This window comes from Blautia massiliensis (ex Durand et al. 2017) (assembly GCF_051861785.1).
Lineage (GTDB): Bacteria > Bacillota > Clostridia > Lachnospirales > Lachnospiraceae > Blautia_A > Blautia_A luti_A.
The window spans coordinates 2,783,010-2,803,243 of record NZ_CP146725.1 but is presented as its reverse complement, the minus strand read 5'-3'; the positions used below and the strand labels follow the sequence as shown (position 1 = coordinate 2,803,243).

Sequence of the window (20,234 nt, the reverse complement as noted above, 5' to 3'; positions counted from 1 at the left end):
GGCGCGCCTATCCAATCAGACACATAACTCACTGACACATGAGACAGGAATATAACCGGGGCAGACTTCCTTGCAAGGGAAATGTTTCTGCATGACCTTCATCAATGAAGTGAAGAACTCGATTACAAGTCATAGCGGCAAATTCATAGTCATGGGTAATGATTAAAATTGTCTTTCCTTTTTGAGCCAGCGCCTTCAAATGCTCGGATATTCGCACCATATTTTTGTAATCAAGACCGCTGGTGGGTTCATCTAAAATCAAAATGGGTGTATCTATCCAATCAGATACAGCAAGAGTGAGCCGTTGCTTCTGCCCGCCGGAAAGGATAGCTGGGTGCCTTTCTTTCCACTCAAACAGACCATACATTTTCAGCAGATCATCCCTCTGCTCCTGCGTGCTACCTTTTCCGTTCAAGAGTAATTCTTCCTCTACACTGTCCCCAAATAACTGGCAATCTGTATTCTGCATAACAAAATAGGCAAAGTTTTTTCGTCTGCCTTTAGAAACATCTTTCCCGCTATATAAAATCTGTCCTGCTTTTTCTTTTTGCATTCCGCAAAGGATGTTTGACAAAGTGGTTTTTCCTATTCCATTATGTCCTATAATCGCAATCAGATCACCGGCATACGCCTGAAAAGATATGTCATGGAAAACCGGATGTTTACGGTAGGAAAAAGCCAGTCCCTTTACCTCCAAAGTCACATCCTTTTCTTTCCTGGAAGGAATGTCTACTTCAATGTGGCGTAAATCCGCAGCCCGTATTCCGATATCCTTTCTTTTTGCCTCTGGCATGGAAAGCAGTTCTTCAGGTGTCCACTCTGCTTTTATGCTCCCGTTTTCCATGTAGAGGAAGCGGTCAGCAAGGCCAGTAAGATAATAAAGCCTGTGTTCAGCGACAATGATTGTGTGACCTTCTTCTTTCAGTTCACGCATCAGATTTTTCAGCGCCTCAACGGAATACATATCCAGATTGGCTGATGGTTCGTCAAACACGTAAATTTCCGGATCAACAGCGTTGACGGAGGCCACCGCTATTTTCTGCTTTTCACCGCTGGACATGGGATAAATCTCTTTCCCACGCAGCATATCTCCGTTAATGCGTTTGATGGCATTTGAAACTCGCCCATCCAATTCCTCATAAGGAACGCCGTAATTCTCACAGCCGAACGCAATTTCATCCTCTGTAATACTGGCAAAAAACTGGCTCCTGGGATCTTGAAAAATCGAGCCTACTTTTTTACCAATTTCATACAGAGGATATTCAGATATGCTACGCCCCAGCAATGTAACGCGCCCTTTCAGCGTCCCTTCGTAAAATTGTTCAGCCAATCCGTTTATCAGCCGTGTTAGTGTTGTCTTTCCACAACCACTTCCGCCAGTCAGTACAAGAAACTCGCCTTCTTTTACATCAAGGTCAATATGATGGATGCTTTCTGTTTCCGCTCCCGGATATTCAAAAGATACATCTTCAAACTGGATAACGGATCGTCTTGTCTTGAAATTTTCCATTACGCTACCGTCCTTTCCAGCACAAAATAGAGTACTGTTACGCAAACAGCAATCACGCTCATGATCCAATCCCGTTTTTGAAATTCTATCTTTCTGCGGCAGGTATGTTTCCCTGGATTGGATATTCCCCTGCTTTCAGCAGAAGCAGCAAGTTCTTCTGCTATTCTGGATGAGCGGAAAATAACAGGTGTAACAATATACTCCATCGCGTCCAGAGGGTGTTTCCATGACAGTAGTTTCCGCAGCCGAAGGGCGGCAAAAACATCGGCGAACTCGCTACGGACGGTGGGAAAGAAGCGCAGCATAAAGGTCACGGGTAAAGCAATTCCATCGGGAGCATGTATTTTCTTGAAAACGGCCACTACTTCTCCTGGCGACATACCAATCACAGGCTGCGCCGCCATAACCATCATTAAAATACGAAGTACCATGAACAAGAACATTTCTGGCATAAGAATCGTAATGCCTTGTCCTCCTGAAATCAGCCTCAGTACAATAAAAACACCGCAGACAATCAGATATTTTATAGTCTGCCTGCCAAAGCCCTGAATAATCAGATACACACTTAAAACTCCCAAAAGCGTGTATATCAAAATGTCGCTTGTGAGCACCGCCACAAGCGACATAGTAAGAACTATGACAAGCAATTTGGTTCGGAAATCAAATTTCATGTTCATAGCTTATTTAATCGCGCCACTCTTTCTGAAGTGCTTCACAATCAGTTTGTTGCTAATCATACAGCCGAGGACGGCTAGAATAGCGGTAACAGCCAGGCTCAAAAGGACGTACTTCGGATCGGTGTAATACTGGGTCTGGACCTGAACCTGCTGCTCGCTGACACCAGTGGCAAGGAACGCATCTCTGAAAAACCAGATTTCTGACATACCATGTGCAGCACGAACCAACGCCGTGATTACCCACGAAATAGACACACGCTTAATGTCATGGTAAGCATTCTTTCCGCACATGGAAAGTTCTGCAATGATGCCGCCGCCCAAAAACCACGGAATCATAAACGGCCCCATCATCAGTCCGGCGATAATCGCCCACATGATATTGTAAACAAGGGCAGGGCCATGCTTGCCGACTTTCATGCACATGTAAATATAAAACGGCGCGAGGATAAGTGCTGCGCCAGCGGCATTGAAAATCATGGAGTAGAACAGAGAAGCGCCGGTCAGGGTTGAGTAAACCATAAATACCACGAACATAACCGCGCAGAAGATACCGATGATAGCCGCATCTTTGACAGTATATTTGTTACCTGTCGATTTTTCATTTTCCATTTGGAAATCCTCCTTTGTCTTTTAGAAAGTTAGCACTATCTAACCGGCTATTCAAAAAATAGGCCAGCTTCAAGCGTTCTTTCTGCTTTTATCTGACAAAGGATAGTTTAATATAGCTCAGACTTCTTCGCCACTCCATATAGACCGCTTCTATCCAAACGGACACTCTTTCTGAACTCTGTTGGAGAACAGCCATACATTCCCTTGAAGGCAGAAGTGAATTTGTTCGGATTTTCATATCCGATTTTGCTTGCAATCTCCGTCACTGACAACTCTGTCTCCAGCAGCAGCTTTTGAGCGACTTGAAGCCGGTAGGTACGGAGATAGGAATAAACAGAGGTTCCATAGACACCCCGGAAGCATTTTTTCAGCGCAGTTGTAGAAATCCTAAATTTTTGAGAAAGCTGCTCAATCGTGTGGTGTGTCGTTAAATCCTCCGTGATATATGATGCTACTGCCTTAATCAAGGCAACTTGATTTTGATTGAAATAATCCGTCTGCAAAACCTCTTCTGCTGTATTGAGGTCACTTAAAAACAGAAGCAGTTCCAGCATTTTAATTTTCATGTATCCCGGTTTTCTCTTTTCCCGGACATGATAGAGTTCCGAAAAAATATGTTCAATAGACGGGTTAGCCCGCATAATGCAGCAGCGGTTACCTTCACATATATACTTTTGTATGTAGTGCAAATCAATATTTAGTAACTCCATGATTCGCCGCACCTCCGGCAACAACTCATCCAAATTGATGATAATGGAAATGCCGTGATAGTGGTTCAGCGGAAAACACGAATTTGACTTTTTCTTCATCATTGAGCTGATGGATAGATCGCCTTCCGCCATATAACAGCAACTGTTTTCACCAAAACTGCACTCGAAACGTCCAATCAAACAGTGGTTAATCTCTATCATATTTTTTACGGTGGCCTGGTTTTGGTTGCAATATTCCATGTGCATATCGTTATAGTAAAGCTCTATTCCTGTAAACACTCTATAAACCGTAATTTCCCCATGTCCAGTTTCATTTGAAAGCTGATAAGTCATCCCTGTAATATTCTTTTTTTCTACCTTTTGTATATTTCCATATATTTTTTTTCCTGACATATCTTGACATTTGGTGTTATTATGAATTAACAGTTTAAGTGTGTCAGAAATTTCTTGTCGATCTTCATTTTGCATGATACCATTCCTCTCTTGGTATATTTTTCAATTTTCCAATAAAATTTTTGCAACTTCTTCTGGATGACTAATCATAACATCATGTGGCGCCGTAAGTTTAATAATGGATTTTATATTTCCAATGTTATTCATATATACTCTTTGCTGTTTTGGATTTAGAGCCCTATCTTTTGTTGGCAAAATCCATTTTATTGAAGTTTCTAGTTTACACTCATTTATTCTTTCAAAAAGCAGATTTGTACTTTCTCCACATAAGCTACTATACAACTTTTCTCGTTGCTTTTTATTCATCCCATTTCCAAAAATGGCTAATGCTAAAATTTTAGGGAACCTTTTTACCACCTGAATTTTTCCTGCACAAAATGAAGCGAATGAATGTAACGGTCCCTTCAGAATATCTGACATAGTTTCTCCAGCAGCTGGTATACAACAAGCAACACAATAGATACTCTCTATTTGTTCTTTTCCAATCTTCTTATATGTATCATATATAAAAATTCCCGCCATGGAATGAAATACTAATGTTAATTTTTCATCAGTTTCTCCTATTTGATTAATTATACTTTCTACACAAGTTGTCACGTTGATGTCTTTTAACCGTTCTATATCTGTTTCATTATGTCCTGGAAGTAAAACAGATGTGACCTTTTTTCCATTCTTCCTCAATATCTGTTCCACATCATGCCAACACTTATTATTATGAAAACCTCCATGTATTAATACATACATAGTTCTCCTCCTTATGATATCTCGTGTATACCAGCCGCAAAGCCAGTAAACACGGCACTTTTACTTCGAGTACACCGTACTCCAACTGTTCCTTCTTCCCTAGATGTAGGGTATTTGACCTCACATGCCCTGTAAAGGGCGCTACGCACCGCTAAGCGGCTTTGCCCTTGACAGGCTATATTCGCCCAAATCATGGGCATTCAAGGAAGAAAGGATAACTTTATGCACCACAACATATAGTTAGAGTACGCTTTTTCTTTTGACCGTACTCTAACTGGCTTTTACATCAGTTCGAGTACTTCGAGTACTATATTTTTGGTACACGAGTTATCTTTCACAGTATACCTGTTTCTTCGCTTTCTTCGTAAACAGCAGAAACTTCCTGCGTTTCCTTTATGAACACACCTTCTTCTTGCAATTTTTCAAATACATATTGCATCTGAATAGTCTCATATGCGTTCCAAATTCCGCTTTTTCTTTTTGTTTGAGCACTCCTAATAGCTAGCAACGCTGCTACTATTCCTGTCATTTTATACGCAGAGGTATTTGATATCTCTAATTTTACTAATATCTGCCCGACTTCTGCGTCATCTGAATTAAAAGATATAATATTCCAATGCTCCGTACTTTTCCTTGTGATTTCTTCAAACTCTTGGATCTCTGTAGCAATATCATTTCTCTGTAGCAACTTCTGATATGCCTTCTTCATAATAGCCATATGCTCTTTATTGGGCAATATATTATACCAACGTATTGTCTCTAAATCATTCTCTTTTGCAATCTGGAGAATTTCATCCGGCAAAAACAGTGCAATATTTTTCGTTTTTTGAAGTTGTGGGATATATATTTCTTCTATCTCTTTTCTTTTAGGCACTTTTATTTGACCGTGTTTCCAATATGCATTTTCTATTCCAAACCCATATAAACAGCTATATAGCAAATCTTCTGCTGCTCCAGCGCCTATCGGCTCGTAACTTCCTGCCATGCCCTTCCACTTCTTAATGCTCGGATATTTCTTTACCAGATAGTTCATTGCTATACCTGTTAGGCCAGGATAAACCCCTGCTCCTAATATATAGCATCCTGAATTTACTATATCTCTATTTACAAGCTCTTTCTTTAATTTGCCTGTTCCATACGTATCAATATATATTGCCCCTACTTCATGTGCCATAAACGCCAGGTTTAAATTTATGTTTCTACTAGAGCCTATACAATTTATTATTATTTTACAGTCTCTGCAAAATTCAAATAACTTTTGTTTATCCTGTATATCTACGAACTGCCACCTGAGCCGTCCGTTAAAAAGGAAGGGTATAGTTTTCCTATACCCTGCTTTCACTATATACCCTGTATTCCTTACCAAGTAATCACATACTAACTGTCCCACTTTACCACTAGCACCTAAAATACCTATTAGTGATCTTTCCATGTTTTATATTCCCTCAATTATCAGATTAATGTTTTCTTTTATGTATGGAAATTCCATACAGGATATGTGGTCACCTTGTACCTCCCCAGTCACTATATCCTTTACTTTTGATTTTCTCCACACCATATCATCTTCTGAAAATCCATCAATCATATTTATAAAAAAATTTTCCGTCTGATTACAGCACCTTAAAAGCTTTATATTTCCACAATAATCCGTCACTTCATAATATAAAGCCGCCAACAAATTATGCTTAAAGATTTCAAAAAGTACCTCTCTATCTTCTTTATTCTCGGCATGTCTCACTTTACCTTCTCTGGCGCTAAACAAACTTCTCAAACGCTCTTGGTGAGAGCTTTCTAACAATTTTTGACACATATTTGCAACCTCTTGATACTCCCCTGTCAATTCAACTAATTTTTCTTCTACAAACTTTCCTTTTTGACAAATAACACGAATAGCCTCCATAAGCTTGGTATCTGTTATCGTAAATCCACTTTTACGGACATCTGCACCTATAAGCCGCCCAAATACCTTTTCTAATATCAAGTTCGATTGTAATATTTGAAAATTTTCCTCCCGCTTTTTATCATCTCCATCATAAATATTCGTACTAATCATAGTAACCAAATCAACCTCTGTACCTTGTTTTAAAAGTTCCTTAGCTGTCTCTATCGCAATCAGTCCACCAATACAATGACCAATAAAGTATAACTTATAATCCTTGTATTTTATTAACAACTCAGCATACTTTTTCCCTAATTCAACAAATAGATGTTCAACTGGAAGTTGCAAATACTGATCCTGTTCTATACAAGGAATCCCCAGTATCGTATACTTAAATTCCCTTTCCCTTAAAATTTTTATCATATCAAGATAGGGTACTAAAGACCCTGTTCCAGCATGAAAAATCACATAAACAATCCTGCTTTCAGATGTCCCTTCAATGAGAGTAGTAATCGCCTCATGACTCTTTTCTTTTGTTTCAATTTTATCCGCCATCTCTGCAATTGTAGGTGTTTCTAATATTTCTCTCATCAAGTCGCCCCAACTCCAAGCTTTCGTCTCCGGAAGACTATCCCACATTTTTGCTATTATCTGAGATAATAATAACGAATCACCACCTATTGCGAAAAAATTTTCATGGCGTCCTATGCTTTCCTTATTTAACACTTCTCCCCATATTTCTTCTAGTTGCATTTCAAGTTCTGTTTTTGGTTGCTCAACACTTACTGTTTTCTCTTTTGTTTTCGGAAGCTTATTCATTAATTTTCCATTATTTAAAAATGGTACTATTTTAATTTCATTTGGCAACTCATATTCTTCTAGTTGCTGCTTTAAATACGCACGCAATTCTTTTGTATTTATCTCCATATGATGGTTCTGGACTCCCAAAACAAAAATTCCCTGCCCCAGACCGAAAAAAGCCTCTCCTTCTTCAGGATACGCCGCAACAATATCTAACCCTACCTGTCCGAACATATACTCCCATTGCTTGCGTTCAAAAAAGGTACTATCATCTTCATTCCTAAAATCATCAAAATCACTCAGTCCATCATTAAATTCAATAGATGTCAACAAATAATAAGGTTCTTTTATTGCATCTAAAATAACTAATAGCCCTTCTTCATTTATTAGTCCCCTTAACTGTTGCAACACAGATATTCCGTTTTTAGCATTATGCAGAACATTGGCACAGATAATTAGATCAAACTTGTTTTCTTCCATACCACCTTTATTAATATCAAAAATTTTATATTTAATCCAATTTTTTCCCCGATACCGTTCCTTCGCTTTATTCAAAAAATATGTAGATACGTCTGTATAATAATATTCTACATTTTGCTCTGATAGTCTTTCGATAATACCATCACTGGTTCCACCAACCCCTGCCCCCACTTCTAAAATCCGGAAAACTTTACCCTTCTTCTCAGAATACGCTTCCAAAACTGCACACTCAGCCATGTGGTTTAGTATTTTACTTGACAACGTTTTCTGATATGTATCAACTGCCGTCGTCATTTCACCATGTGGAAAGAGTAATTCTAATGGAGCAATTTCATTTCGAAATAATTGCGTTAGGCTTTTACTGCATTTTTCTAAATACCTTACAAAACCTTCTCCATAATTTAGTTGTTTTTCCACCCCCCATAAATAATCCCATTCCGCAGCCACATCAACTTTCCAACTTTTAGAGGTTCTACAAAAACCGTCCTGTTCTTCCTTGATAAAATTTTCGTTTTCGAAAATTTTAAGCCAACGTCTAAAAAAGCGTTTGTATTTATCAGCAACCCCTATCTTACTCTCCATTTCTTCTACCGTGAAGTGCTGTCCCTCTGCTACAAAAAAATCATGCTCCAGCATTACCTTCCACATTTCGCCAAGAGCTACTCTTTCTGCCGTTTCTATCCATTGCTTTAGTACAGTAGCATCGATATCAGCATTTTCGCTTTTCCAAATTTCTGACATTTTTTCATTCAAAAAAGCCAAATTATATATTTTATAATTCTGTCGTATCAGCTCTGGTTCTACCTGGAGTAGAAGCCCTTCTTCTCCCCATTTAGCTTCTGCTACTCTTATTTTATCATTTCTCTCCGCAACCTCCACTATGCGTTCACACACTTTTCTTTTTAAAAATTCTACAATTTTGACCTTATTTTGCCGTATCTCTCCTGCCAGTCCTGACGATAATGCACCTTTAGGTGCTCTATAATGCAATTCTCCGTCTAAACCAATCCATAATTTTATTTTTCTTTCATTTATTTTTTCTATCAATTCTTGCATCACAAAATTCCCTCCTGATAATTATTATCTTCACTTATTAAAAAATCTCCATTTTCTATAAGCCAATCCAGAAGATTAGAATACTTATATATCATATTTTCTATCTGTGTTTCATCAAGTAATCCTTGCAAATAGTCCCAATTTAAATACAATGCACCTTGTCTCTCTTGGATTTGGTAATCCAACCACACTTGAGGCGTTTGTGTAATATTGTAACAAATTTCTCCGAAAAGATTATCATTTTCATTTTCCATACCTAGAGTGCTGGTATACACAAATGGAATACCATACCGGAATTTCTTTCCGTCATATTTTGATAATTCCCTCTGGAATTTGATACCGCTAAAATCAGAATGTTCCAGATCTTTCATCAGTTGATTCTGTATTTCATGAGCCAATTCGATAAAAGTCTTTTTCTCATCTATCTTTATTTCAAGCAGTATGTTTCCTGTAAAGTCTCCGATAGTATGTCTTAGTTCCTTACTCAAATTCCATCTTTTATCAATCGTAATATTTAAAGCAAAATGATTACTCCCACTCTCTTCCCATAACATAAGTGCATATGCTGTGAGAAGTATATTTGAGGCTGTAATGTTTTGCTTTTCACCGATCTTTTTCAGCAGCTCCCATTTATGTTTTGTCATTTCTTTTGTATACCTTTTAAAGACTTGCTTAGTAATTTCCTGTGGCATTTTCTTAGTCGGGATTTTCGGATACGCCGGAAAGTGGCTGATTCTGCTTTCCCAATATTCTTGGTCTTTAAGCAACATATTTCTCTCATTCATTGCACACACATAGTCTCTAAAACTTACGGATTCTAATTTGCTTTTATTATTTCCCACATATCGCTGTGTCCACTGATATAAAATTGACAAAACACTTCTTGCGTCCATAATCAAATTATCTATTCCGACATGTACTATGTTCTTATCCTGGCATATAGAAACACGTATATCAAATAAAGGCCATTGAGATGCTTCCATTATTTGTTGCGACATATCGTCCCTAATAGATTCAACTGTTTCTTTGCCATCCAGGTCTGTATTATATACTTTTAAATTGTAATAAGGTACGCTTTCCAAAACCTTCTGTCTCTTTCCATCTTTTGAAAAGACCAATCTAAGTGCATCGTTCTCTATGATCAGTTCATTCCAAGCCCTCTCTAATCGTTCTATAGAAAGATTTTTGCTGACTATTTCATAATAACAATAAGAAGACACATTTCCTAATGCATATACATTTTGCCGGCCTATCCAATACGCATATTGCATTTCAGTAGTCAGAAATTCTTGAAAACGTTCCTGCTCGTTGTGCTGAACTACCTCTATATTAGGCTTTCTTTTCTCTTTTATACTAGAAATTCTTTTTGCTAGGGATTCTACTGTATTATTTTCAAATATGATTCCAATACTAACTTTAACACCAAATTCTGCCTCTATTTCTGCAGTCATTCTAACCGCTAATAAGGAATCGCCACCGCATACAAAATAATTATCCTTTTTCGTAATATTATCATTACCAAGCAACCGCTTCCATATCTTCAGCATCCTTGTTTCGCATGGTGTAAGCTTCTCCTCATTTTCTATATTTCTATCCTCATGCGCTTTTATCCATCGTACTACTTCCTTTCTATCTTGTTTCGCATTTTTTCCAACTGGAAGTTTATCCTCAAATATTATTTTTGTCGGGAGCATATAAACAGGAAGCTTACTTTTTAAATTTTGCATAAGGAACTCCTCATTTATATTGGGGCTCTCTTTTACAACAACTGCCACCAACATATTTTTTCGATTATTGTGTTCTACTGCACACACTATACTTTTTTTAACCCCAGCGATTTTATTTAAGATTGCTTCAATTTCTCCTAATTCAATCCTATGCCCTTTTACCTTTACCTGGAAATCCCGCCTTCCTCTATATTCTATTGTTCCGTCGTTCCAGAAGCATCCATTATCACCTGTCCGATACCAACGTCCAAAGCAATCCATAATATACTTTTGTTTTGTTAATACCTCATCCCCTCTATAACCTTTTCCTACTCCCTCACCTCCAATCCATAATTCTCCTTCTACCCAAAACGGACAATCTCTTCCGAAGTCATCCACTACTCTATATGCCTGATTCTCTAACGGTCTTCCATAGGGAATAGTTTTCCAGTTTTCTGGAAGTGGCAGTTTCACTATCTGTTCATTTGACCAAATGCCTGTTTCTGTCGTTCCCCCTAAAACAATCAATGTCCCATCTTCTACAGCCTCATAAAACATATCAACCATATACAATAATGTCCAATCACCTGAATAAAAAGCCGTACGGAAAGGAATTTTTTCCTTTTTTTGAGCTTTCCAGCATTCAAATAACATCTCTCCTAAAATCGGCACTGAATTCCAACGCGTAATATGATATTCGAATATCATTTTTAACCAATAATCGGGATTTTTACTTTCTGATTCAGGAATTAAAATTATTTTCCCACCTGCGCTTAATAAACCAAATTGGTCATATACGGATAAATCAAAATCTAAAGCTGAAACTGCTAAAATTGCGTCTGTCTGGTCTACACAATATTTACGATTTATATACTCTATAGTATTCCAAGCATTAGCATGTGACATTTCAACCCCTTTGGGCTGTCCCGTAGATCCAGAAGTCATAATAATATAGGCCGAATCTTCCGGATATATTTTCGGATAATTTTCCAACAGTTCATTTTCCAACAGCTTTTCTACACACCAAATCTCCACATTCTCCGGCCATTCTATCTGCTTTTCTTTTTCTGCTGTAGTAATTACATAATGAATATCTGTTTTTTCATGTATTAATTTCCGTCTTTCAGAAGGTTGTTCGCAACTAACCGGCACGTAAACATTTCCTGATATCAGAACAGCAAGAACAGCCACAATCTGTTCATAACCTCTTGGTATTGTAATTGCTATACTTTCTTCTTTTATATTCCGCTTAATAATTCCTGCTGCTACTCTCTGTGCCATTTCCTTTAATCTACTGTAGGAAATCTCTAACTCTTTTCCAGTATCTATTATTGCAATACGTTCTGGACTACGTTCGACATTTTCGAAAAATTCCTGAAATAATACTTTCTGTTCAGAAGCAGCTGGTATTGTACATTCCTTTCTCACAAAGTTCTTCTGTCTTTCTGGTAGTACATCAAATCTTTGGTTCCAATCTTCTTTCCTCAAATTATGTAAGAGCTGTTCAAAACTTGTCAGCATATCATCTATCATATCTTCTGGAAAAAGTTCATCTATCGTATCCCATGTAAGCTGTACTCCATTTTCATCCTCATAACTTTGGAAATCATTCCATACCTGTGGTGTCTGAGAAATCATGTACGAAAAGCTTCCAAAGTTTTCCGTAAAAGTACTATTTACCAATTCAGTTCCAAGATTACACGCAAATACAATTGGTGCAATAGCAGAAATGTCCCCATACATCTGTGTCAAATCTCTTTGAACCTGTACGCCGGAATAAGTGGTATATTTCATATCTTCATGTAATTGCTTCTGTATCCTGTCTAAAAGCTCAAGAAAAGTAGGGTTCCCCTCACAATTAATTTCTAAAAGTAGTAGCGTAGTAAAATCTGCGATTACATCCTCTAATCCCTTATATTCTGTCTTCCTATTAAAAAATGGTATGTTAATCAAAAAACTCTTATTTTTACTCCAACGTTCTAAAATTGCAGAATATGCAGTAAGCAAAAGCATTGCCGGTGTGGTTTGATACTCTTTTGCCCGTCTCTGTAAACAATCCCATTCTTCTTTTCCAATCCTCACGACTCTTCTATGAAATACCGGATTCTTTACTTCTTCTGGTCGTTTCGCTAATGGCATATCTGGTCCCTGAGGCAAATTTTTAAGACGAGCAGACCAGTACTCCTTCGCTTTTTTCCGTTCTTCTCTATCTTCCACATTTTGTTGCTCTAAATAGGCAGCAAAATTCCAATCTTTGGATTCTTCCGGTAATTCAACTCCACTGTAAACCATGGCCAAATCACGCAATAATATTTGAAGACTCTGCACATCTGCAATTAACAAGTCCAAATCTATATGCAATCTTGTCTTATTTCCTGGAAGCAAGGTAAGTTCTAGACCCGCAACTTCTCCTTCCTCTATCTTTAATTTCCGGTGTGACAAACGGCGTCTTACAGCCTGTGCTTCTTGTTCAGCTTCTGTCTCTGTTAATAACGAAAAATCGTTAATTTTTATCTTTTCAGAGTATGGTTTACTCTCTATTTTTTGCATCCCATTTTCAGAAAAACTAGCTCGCAACATAGGATGATGATACTGTATCCGACTCCAAGCTTCTTGAAGGCGTTCAGGGACAACTCCATATCCATCAAATTCCAAATATGCATGGCAGCCAATTCCCCCTAATACCTGGTTATCCTCTCTTCCTACCCAATAAGCGTACTGCACATCTGTTAAAGGAAATGGCTTCCGCATATCTCTTTCCATTATGATATCCCGTTTTTCTGCTTTTGCTTTCTTTCCCTTTTTCTTCGTACCTTTCTGAATAATCTTCCACCATTCTTTCAGGGTTGGATGCTCCATCAGGGTTCCAAAAGCAACCTTTACTCCCTGTTTTCTCCACTGGTTGACCAGCCTCATGATCACGATAGAGCTAAGTCCTAGCTCTAAAAGATTTTCAGAATCTCCAAATTCTTTCTGTACCGGCAATTTCTGTTTGATCTGTTCTTTTACTTCACTGTATTCCATCTCTATAATCTCCTCGTTTTTCCTGTGCCATCTGTACTAACACTTTTTTATCTACTTTTCCCACACTGGTCAACGGCCATTTTTCTATAATCTCTACCTGATCCGGCAGTTTATAAGACGCAACACCAATTTCTTTCAAAAACTGGTGTACAGCCTGTACATCCAGCGCATTTCCTTTTTCCGTCAAAATAAACGCACATATCCGGTTTCCTAATGTCTCATCCGGCACGCCTACAACAGCGGCTTCCTTAATGTCTGAGTGTTTACACAAATATGCTTCTATTTCCGCAGGCATGATCTTTTCTCCTGCCCTGTTAATCTGTTCTTTGATTCTTCCTCCCATGCGGAGGTGCCCCTTTCCCGTCCACATGGCTTTGTCCCCCGTCCGGTAGAAGCCATCTTCTGTAAAACTTGTCCTATTGGTTTCTTCCGCCATATAATATCCGTCAATCGTATAAGGCCCTCTCGACAACAATTCTCCAAAAACTCCTGTCGGTACTTCCTCATCGTTTTCATCTACGATTTTTACTTCATCTGCAGGAGATACCGGAGTGCCCTGACATCTTGCTATTACGGTCACATCATCATCCGGGCTGGTAAAAGATAGAAGCCCCTCCGCAGTCCCAAACACCTGCATCAGTGTACACGGCCATTCTTCTATAATCTTATCTGCAAGGGAGTCTTCAAGCATCGCTCCTCCCACCTGTAAAATCTTCAGGCTGGAAATATCATAGTCCTCATCGTATTCCAGCATTTCCATACACACCGTAACCATGGCCGGAACTAGGGCTGTAATGGTTACTTTCTCCTCAGTAATCGCCGTCAGGATATCATCCGGACTGGTTGTTGGCGCCAATACAACTTTTCCTCCTATATCAAAGGTTCCCAACAACCCCGGACAGCAAAGTGGAAAATTATGCGCTACCGGAAGCGCCGCAAGATAAACACTGCTTTCATCCAACTGACAGCGCTTTGCTGACATTCTTGCATTGTACATATAGTCTGTATGGGTTCGGGGAATCAGCTTGGGAACACCGGTCGTACCGCCAGACAACAGCAATACTGCCGTGCTATAACTGTCTACTTCCGGAAATACTCCCTGTCTCTCTGTTTCCGCCTCATACCATGCTCCCCTTTGCGTTCCATCTACAAAAACATTTTGTATGCACGGGAATTTTTTCTGCATAGCCATTGCCATTTCCACATAATAAAAACCCAGGTATCTTTCAGCTACAATGTATGCTGACGGCTTTGCAAGCGCTATGATTCCTTCTAATTCTGTTTCTCTGTGGGCTGGCAACATCATAATCGGTACTGCCCCAATCTTTGCAAGAGCAAAGAGAACCACGACAAATGAAATCCGGTTCGGTAACTGCACCAGAACTTTATCTCCTTTTTGAATCCCCTTCTCCATAAAATATTGGCCTGTACCGATTGCTTTCTGATTCAATTCCGAATAGGTAATTTCCTCCTCGCTGTCTGTGACCGCTATCCTGTTTCCATATCGTATTGCCCATTTATCAAGTTGCATTCCTAGGCTTAACTTTTCCCAGCCTTCTAGATTTTCATATTGTGCCATATTCTTTTTGTAGCCTGCCATTTTGTATTACCTTCCTTTCTCCTGTACCGCCGCATATGCGGCATAATCTTTTATCAGAATCGGATATAATTTCCATCCAGATTTTACTTTTCCATTTTCTATAATCCTGTTCCCCCTGACAGAAAAGAAGCCCATTCCCCGATTTAAGCCGATTCCCAACGCTTTGAGATATGCCTCTTTTGCTGCCCAGTAATGATAGAACCGTTCGGAATTTCCCGCTTCCCGGATTTCCGCCGCTTCTTCTGTTGCAAAAAACTTTTCGGCAATTTCCATATATTCAGGAATTTCTCCTATTTTCTGCACATCGATTCCCACAGCCTGTTGGCAAGCAAATATTGTCAGTACCCATTCTCCAGAATGCGAAAGGTTAAATGTGATTTCCTTTTGTCCAGGCGGCGCTTTCCAGTACAGTTTCCCGTATTTTCCTTTTCTCAAAACAATCTTGTCCACGCCTGAATATTCTTTCAATAACATTCTCACAGCAATCTTTCCTGTAAGGTAACGCATCTGATCTTCATAAAAATGATAATGTTTCACTTTCTGGTATTCTTCCTTTTCCAAAAGAGGCTTATGCCACTCCCAAAATGTTTCCAGTTCTCTCCATCGGAGTTTCCAGATGTGTACCTCCCCTGTATGCAGTTCCAGCTTTCCCATATGCATAAGTTCCCGGTTTCCGTATGATTCAATTTTCATCTGGAACACCCAGAAGGCATTTCTGTACTTCTGACAGGACATCTTCTTCCTGTTCCCGGATGTAAAAATGCCCACCTTCAAACATATGGCAGTGGAAAGCCCTCTTTGTATATTTTCTCCACTCTTTCATCGCTTCTTCATCTGCTTCGCGGTCTTTCCGTCCTCCAAATGCTTCAATCGGGCTTTGCAAGACAGTAAGTTTCTTATCATGATAGGTTTCGTCCATCGTAAAATCAGCCCGCAGCATAGGCAAAAAGAAATCCAGAAGTTCCTGATTCTCCAGTATTTCCTTTGGTGTCCCTTCGAATCTTCCGAGCGCTTTTTTAAATTCATCGTCAGGAAGATGATAGATTGGATTTCGTTCTGGGATACTTGGGATACGGCTTCCGGACACCAAAAAACATTGGGCTGTCTTTCCTCTCTTTTCCAGTCTTTTTTCTAACTCATAGGCAATCTTTCCGCCCATACTGTGTCCCCAAAATGCATATGGTCCCCGTATGCATTTCCATATAGTTTCTTCCAATTCATCCAGCATATCTGTCATATTGTTATATGGCTTCTCCATAATCCTCTCTTCCCTTCCTGGAAGTTGAATCGGACAAACGGTTACTTTGTCTTTCATTTTTTGAACCCAAGAGTTGTATGCAGACGCTCCTCCTCCAGCAAAGGGAAAACAAAATAACGTAGCCCTATCTGGACGTATTTGATTATAATTTTTTACTAATTTAATGTTCATCGGCACTCCTTATTCAATAATCTTTCATATTAACAATCAGCATGTTCGAAGCAGCTAATTTTAATTAGTTTTTTCTAGCCTATGTATAAAATATATATATGCAAATTCCTTTCTTCAATTATTTATAGACTAACTGTTGACATAATCATGCCTCGGCTCTTTTAGTTAGTCGCAACTTACTTTATTATATCATCATTTTTCCGAACTATCAATATGCTTTCTAATTATTCCAGCCTAATTCGGGATAAGATTTCCGTTTTTTTATATTTTAAATTGTTCTCAAATTTCCATCCGATTTGGCTTTATATTAGATGCCACTCTTCCAGAGCAAGTTTCGCAACGTAGCACAATAACCCTTTCCGGGCTATTGACCACTTGCAACTTGATGGGGATTTCGTTTCCCCATACCCTCGCCCACAATCACAGATATGTGTATTGGTTTCCATTTACATGGTCACAGTGCGATAATTTTTCATCACTCACTTTCCCAGCAGGCTACGAAATTTGGATTTTCTTATGAAACCACTACCACGTAAGAAAGGAAGTTATCAATGACAAGACCTAAGAAAGAGGAAACTCTTGCAAAAACTAAAGATGTGCATTTACGCATGAATGAAACTGAATATGATCTTCTTGCAGAAAGAGCCAAGGCTAACCGCATGACGGTTTCTGATTTTGTCCGAAGTGCCCTGGACAACCAGAAAGTCATCATCAAATACGAAATTACCGCAGATGTCCCCGAAATAAAAAAACTTATTAGCGAGTTTGGTAAGATTGGCAGCAACTTAAATCAGATTGCCCGGTATTTTAACCAGGGTGGAATTATCTCCACTGAAATGAAAAATGAAATCAGAAAGTCCCTTCGGGATATTTATGAAATGAAGTATGAAGTGATGAAAATGGCAGGTGATTTCCGTGGCAGTAATTAAACATATCGCAAGCAAAAACTCTGACTATGGAGAATCGGAACGGTATCTTATCTTCCAACACAACGAGTATACCCGAAAACCGATTCTTGATGAAGAAGGGCATATGATATTGAGAGAAGAATGTTATCTGGACGGTCTGAACTGTGATCCATTCACTTTTGCATCGGAATGTCAGGAACTGAACAGCTACTACCACAAGAACAAAAACTTCAATGAGATAAAATCCCATCACTATATCATTAGCTTCGACCCGAAAGACAGAGATGAATGTGGATTGACCGGTGAACGTGCCCAGCAACTCGGATTGACTTTTGCAAAGAAAAACTTTCCTGGTCATCAGGCTTTAGTCTGCACTCATACCGATGGTCATAACGAAAGTGGAAATATCCATGTACACATCGTAATCAACAGTCTCCGTAAATATGACATACCACAAGAACCCTATATGGAATTTGACTGTGAAGCAAAAGCCGGATACAAGCACCATCTAAGCACAGCATACCTTATCCATTTAAAACAGGAAGTTATGGATATGTGTAAAAAAGAAGGACTACATCAGGTTGATCTGCTCACTCCTGCTGAAAGAAAAATCACAGAAAAAGAATATTGGGCACAACGCCGGGGACAGGAAAAACTCGATAAGTTAAATCAGAAAATGAAAGAAGATGGAATCACTCCAAAGGGAACTCGTTACCAGACAGAGAAACAATTTCTTCGTGACGCTATTGATGATGCTGCAAGTACCGCCCGATCACCAGAAGAATTTTCAAAAATCCTTGATGAAAAATATCACATTATCTTCAAAATCAGTCGAAACCGGTACAGCTATCTTCACCCTGGCAGAAAAAAATATATCACTGGAAGAAATCTTGGAACCAGATACACAGAAGATTTTCTCTTGAAAACATTTGAGGAAAACACAAAATCCCATAAAGAACAGAAAGAAGAAATTCTGGAACAGCAAACTCCGAATACTTCCACAGATTCGCCAACTGTTCCTTTCTCCGATACTTCTGCTATCCCTGCACCATTCATTTTCATAAAATCAGATCTCCGGCTTGTCATAGATCTGCAAACCTGTATTAAAGCACAGCAGAGCGAAGCCTATGCTCAAAAAGTAAAGCTCACCAATTTAAAGCAGATGGCTCAGACTGTTGCCTACATACAGGAACATGGCTATGATTCTCTTGATGATTTCCATGCAACACTCGATCAAGCATCAGACCAGACCAGTGCTTCCAGAAAATCTTTAAAAGATACTGAACAGCAACTTAAAGATATGAATGAGCAGATTCATTTTACCGGACAATATCTGGCATATAAAAATGTGTACGCAGATTATCGCAAAAGCCGAAACAAGGAGAAATTTTATGAAGAACACCAGGCAGAACTTTCCCTGTATGACACAGCTCTCCGAACACTCAAAGAAAAATCTGGCGGGAATAAATTGCCTTCCATGAAAGCTCTATATGCTGAAAAGGACCGGCTTGTTGAATTGAGGAATAGACAGCGTGAAGATTTTTTTAATCACCGGGATTATGAACGGGAACTTCGCACTGTGTCTGCTAATATTGATATGATTCTTAAGAAGAATTACGAGCAACTACATGATAGAAAAGAGCCAAATTTATAGAGACACATTAAAAGGGACAGATTGTTCCTCTGTCCCTAAAAATATATCTCTATTTTTCTAACTGCTCATACCAATCTTCTGGAAACCCTATATGTCTCAATGATATATCATTCTCATATTCTTCTACAATAGCTTTTAATTCTATCAAGACTTTGTTGATCCATTCTTTTTTATTTGGATATAATAATTTTAATACAAGTATTTGTGAAAACAATTTTCTGTTTGGTGACATTTCTAATTCCCTTGGCATTTTGGGTAATGCGGGAAATGACCAATAATACAGCCTTGAATAATGTGCACAACGGTTTCTTAAATCAGTGATGCAACGTAACCAGCTTTTTAAACAGGCCACTGATGTACCATATAATTCTTTTGCTAAATATTTCTGGTCACCAGACTGCAAATCCGCATAAAAGTAGGACAACATTCCCATTGAAAAAAATTCAACAATAACCCATATAGGAAAATTTCCGCCATACTTTTCTTTATGGTGCTGAACTACTGATGTACTTTTATTTTCCTCTATACATACATTTAACAGTTTCACGAACTTTTCATGATTGTGCCTGTCATTGTAAATAGCCCCATCCATATATCCTAAAGCCCCATGAACATGTCCACTGTAATAGGCTAATTGCGTTCTTAAATATAATTCAACTTTTTCTATATAATTAAATAATACACCACGCAATCTACTGTCAAATTCATAGATTCTTTGAATTCTGTGAAAGTTTATATTTGAAAAATACGTCCCATCCTTTTTTCTAAACGGAAGGAAATAAGCAGATAATCTATAATAATTCGCCTGTTTTAAAAATCCGATACATTCTGTATCATTATCTATAATAAAACCCTTTTCTTTAATAATTTCGACTTGTTGAGCAAAGGTTTTCGGTTGTTTCATTACCTGTACAGTTGCTTCATTATTTTGCAACTTTTCATTTTTAGTTTCACTTGTATTCACCATTATTTCTCCAAAAATAAAAATGTCTCC

At 38.5% G+C, this 20,234-nt stretch carries 14 protein-coding genes; 2 read left to right on the top strand and 12 right to left on the bottom strand.

What is annotated here, in order from left to right; all coding sequences use genetic code 11:
- Positions 1 to 28: 28 nt before the first annotated feature.
- From V9W66_RS13135 to V9W66_RS13085, 11 genes are all read right to left on the bottom strand, one after another.
- Positions 29 to 1,510 carry an ABC transporter ATP-binding protein gene (locus V9W66_RS13135; RefSeq protein ID WP_144094995.1) on the bottom strand — a complete coding sequence of 494 codons (1,482 nt, stop codon included), beginning with the start codon at positions 1,508 to 1,510 and terminating at the stop codon, positions 29 to 31.
- Positions 1,510 to 2,181: an energy-coupling factor transporter transmembrane component T family protein gene (locus V9W66_RS13130; RefSeq protein WP_279230841.1), complete on the bottom strand. Its 672-nt coding sequence runs from the start codon at positions 2,179 to 2,181 to the stop codon at positions 1,510 to 1,512. The genes V9W66_RS13135 and V9W66_RS13130 overlap by 1 nt, the downstream gene beginning before the upstream one ends.
- Before the next feature lie 9 nt (positions 2,182 to 2,190).
- Entirely contained in the window at positions 2,191 to 2,796 is a 606-nt protein-coding gene (locus tag V9W66_RS13125) for an MptD family putative ECF transporter S component (protein WP_144094970.1), read from the bottom strand.
- Positions 2,797 to 2,903: 107 nt separating this feature from the next.
- Positions 2,904 to 3,974 carry a helix-turn-helix domain-containing protein gene (locus V9W66_RS13120; protein WP_144094968.1) on the bottom strand — a complete coding sequence of 357 codons (1,071 nt, stop codon included), beginning with the start codon at positions 3,972 to 3,974 and terminating at the stop codon, positions 2,904 to 2,906.
- 27 nt (positions 3,975 to 4,001) lie between these two features.
- Positions 4,002 to 4,703, bottom strand: coding sequence for an alpha/beta fold hydrolase (locus tag V9W66_RS13115; protein WP_144094966.1), 702 nt, complete (start codon positions 4,701 to 4,703; stop codon positions 4,002 to 4,004).
- A 334-nt stretch (positions 4,704 to 5,037) separates the two neighbouring features.
- Positions 5,038 to 6,135 carry a saccharopine dehydrogenase NADP-binding domain-containing protein gene (locus V9W66_RS13110; RefSeq protein WP_144094964.1) on the bottom strand — a complete coding sequence of 366 codons (1,098 nt, stop codon included), beginning with the start codon at positions 6,133 to 6,135 and terminating at the stop codon, positions 5,038 to 5,040.
- A 3-nt stretch (positions 6,136 to 6,138) separates the two neighbouring features.
- Complete coding sequence (locus V9W66_RS13105) at positions 6,139 to 8,919, bottom strand: methyltransferase (RefSeq protein ID WP_144094962.1); 2,781 nt, start codon at positions 8,917 to 8,919, stop codon at positions 6,139 to 6,141.
- Complete coding sequence (locus tag V9W66_RS13100) at positions 8,919 to 13,649, bottom strand: non-ribosomal peptide synthetase (RefSeq protein ID WP_144094960.1); 4,731 nt, start codon at positions 13,647 to 13,649, stop codon at positions 8,919 to 8,921. The genes V9W66_RS13105 and V9W66_RS13100 overlap by 1 nt, the downstream gene beginning before the upstream one ends.
- Positions 13,636 to 15,249, bottom strand: a complete 1,614-nt coding sequence (locus tag V9W66_RS13095; protein WP_144094958.1) for a (2,3-dihydroxybenzoyl)adenylate synthase — start codon at positions 15,247 to 15,249, stop codon at positions 13,636 to 13,638. Before V9W66_RS13095 ends, V9W66_RS13100 begins: the two co-directional genes overlap by 14 nt.
- 6 nt (positions 15,250 to 15,255) lie before the next feature.
- The gene (locus tag V9W66_RS13090; RefSeq protein WP_173681810.1) at positions 15,256 to 15,942 is read right to left on the bottom strand and encodes a 4'-phosphopantetheinyl transferase family protein; all 687 of its coding nucleotides are present in this window, start codon (positions 15,940 to 15,942) and stop codon (positions 15,256 to 15,258) included.
- On the bottom strand, positions 15,932 to 16,678 hold the full coding sequence (locus V9W66_RS13085) for a thioesterase II family protein (RefSeq protein WP_144094954.1): 747 nt from the start codon (positions 16,676 to 16,678) through the stop codon (positions 15,932 to 15,934). Before V9W66_RS13085 ends, V9W66_RS13090 begins: the two co-directional genes overlap by 11 nt.
- Positions 16,679 to 17,229: 551 nt before the next feature.
- Between V9W66_RS13085 and V9W66_RS13080 the strand changes: the two genes are divergently transcribed.
- Complete coding sequence (locus tag V9W66_RS13080; protein ID WP_005338443.1) at positions 17,230 to 17,607, top strand: plasmid mobilization protein; 378 nt, start codon at positions 17,230 to 17,232, stop codon at positions 17,605 to 17,607.
- Positions 17,594 to 19,240 carry a relaxase/mobilization nuclease domain-containing protein gene (locus V9W66_RS13075; RefSeq protein WP_144094952.1) on the top strand — a complete coding sequence of 549 codons (1,647 nt, stop codon included), beginning with the start codon at positions 17,594 to 17,596 and terminating at the stop codon, positions 19,238 to 19,240. The genes V9W66_RS13080 and V9W66_RS13075 overlap by 14 nt, the downstream gene beginning before the upstream one ends.
- Before the next feature lie 49 nt (positions 19,241 to 19,289).
- Here the strand turns inward: V9W66_RS13075 and V9W66_RS13070 are convergent, their stop codons facing one another.
- Complete coding sequence (locus V9W66_RS13070) at positions 19,290 to 20,207, bottom strand: Abi family protein (protein WP_005338446.1); 918 nt, start codon at positions 20,205 to 20,207, stop codon at positions 19,290 to 19,292.
- Between the last annotated feature and the right edge of the window lie 27 nt (positions 20,208 to 20,234).

What these genes read in the sequence shown, in the direction of transcription:
- V9W66_RS13085 (WP_144094954.1), bottom strand. Translation starts at nt 16,678, where the DNA reads ATGAACATTAAATTAGTAAAAAATTATAATCAAATACGTCCAGATAGG.
- V9W66_RS13110 (WP_144094964.1), bottom strand. Translation starts at nt 6,135, where the DNA reads ATGGAAAGATCACTAATAGGTATTTTAGGTGCTAGTGGTAAAGTGGGA.
- V9W66_RS13070 (WP_005338446.1), bottom strand. Translation starts at nt 20,207, where the DNA reads ATGGTGAATACAAGTGAAACTAAAAATGAAAAGTTGCAAAATAATGAA.
- V9W66_RS13130 (WP_279230841.1), bottom strand. Translation starts at nt 2,181, where the DNA reads ATGAAATTTGATTTCCGAACCAAATTGCTTGTCATAGTTCTTACTATG.
- V9W66_RS13095 (WP_144094958.1), bottom strand. Translation starts at nt 15,249, where the DNA reads ATGGCAGGCTACAAAAAGAATATGGCACAATATGAAAATCTAGAAGGC.
- V9W66_RS13105 (WP_144094962.1), bottom strand. Translation starts at nt 8,919, where the DNA reads ATGCAAGAATTGATAGAAAAAATAAATGAAAGAAAAATAAAATTATGG.
- V9W66_RS13100 (WP_144094960.1), bottom strand. Translation starts at nt 13,649, where the DNA reads ATGGAATACAGTGAAGTAAAAGAACAGATCAAACAGAAATTGCCGGTA.
- V9W66_RS13125 (WP_144094970.1), bottom strand. Translation starts at nt 2,796, where the DNA reads ATGGAAAATGAAAAATCGACAGGTAACAAATATACTGTCAAAGATGCG.
- V9W66_RS13115 (WP_144094966.1), bottom strand. Translation starts at nt 4,703, where the DNA reads ATGTATGTATTAATACATGGAGGTTTTCATAATAATAAGTGTTGGCAT.
- V9W66_RS13135 (WP_144094995.1), bottom strand. Translation starts at nt 1,510, where the DNA reads ATGGAAAATTTCAAGACAAGACGATCCGTTATCCAGTTTGAAGATGTA.
- V9W66_RS13090 (WP_173681810.1), bottom strand. Translation starts at nt 15,942, where the DNA reads ATGAAAATTGAATCATACGGAAACCGGGAACTTATGCATATGGGAAAG.
- V9W66_RS13120 (WP_144094968.1), bottom strand. Translation starts at nt 3,974, where the DNA reads ATGCAAAATGAAGATCGACAAGAAATTTCTGACACACTTAAACTGTTA.
- V9W66_RS13080 (WP_005338443.1), top strand. Translation starts at nt 17,230, where the DNA reads ATGACAAGACCTAAGAAAGAGGAAACTCTTGCAAAAACTAAAGATGTG.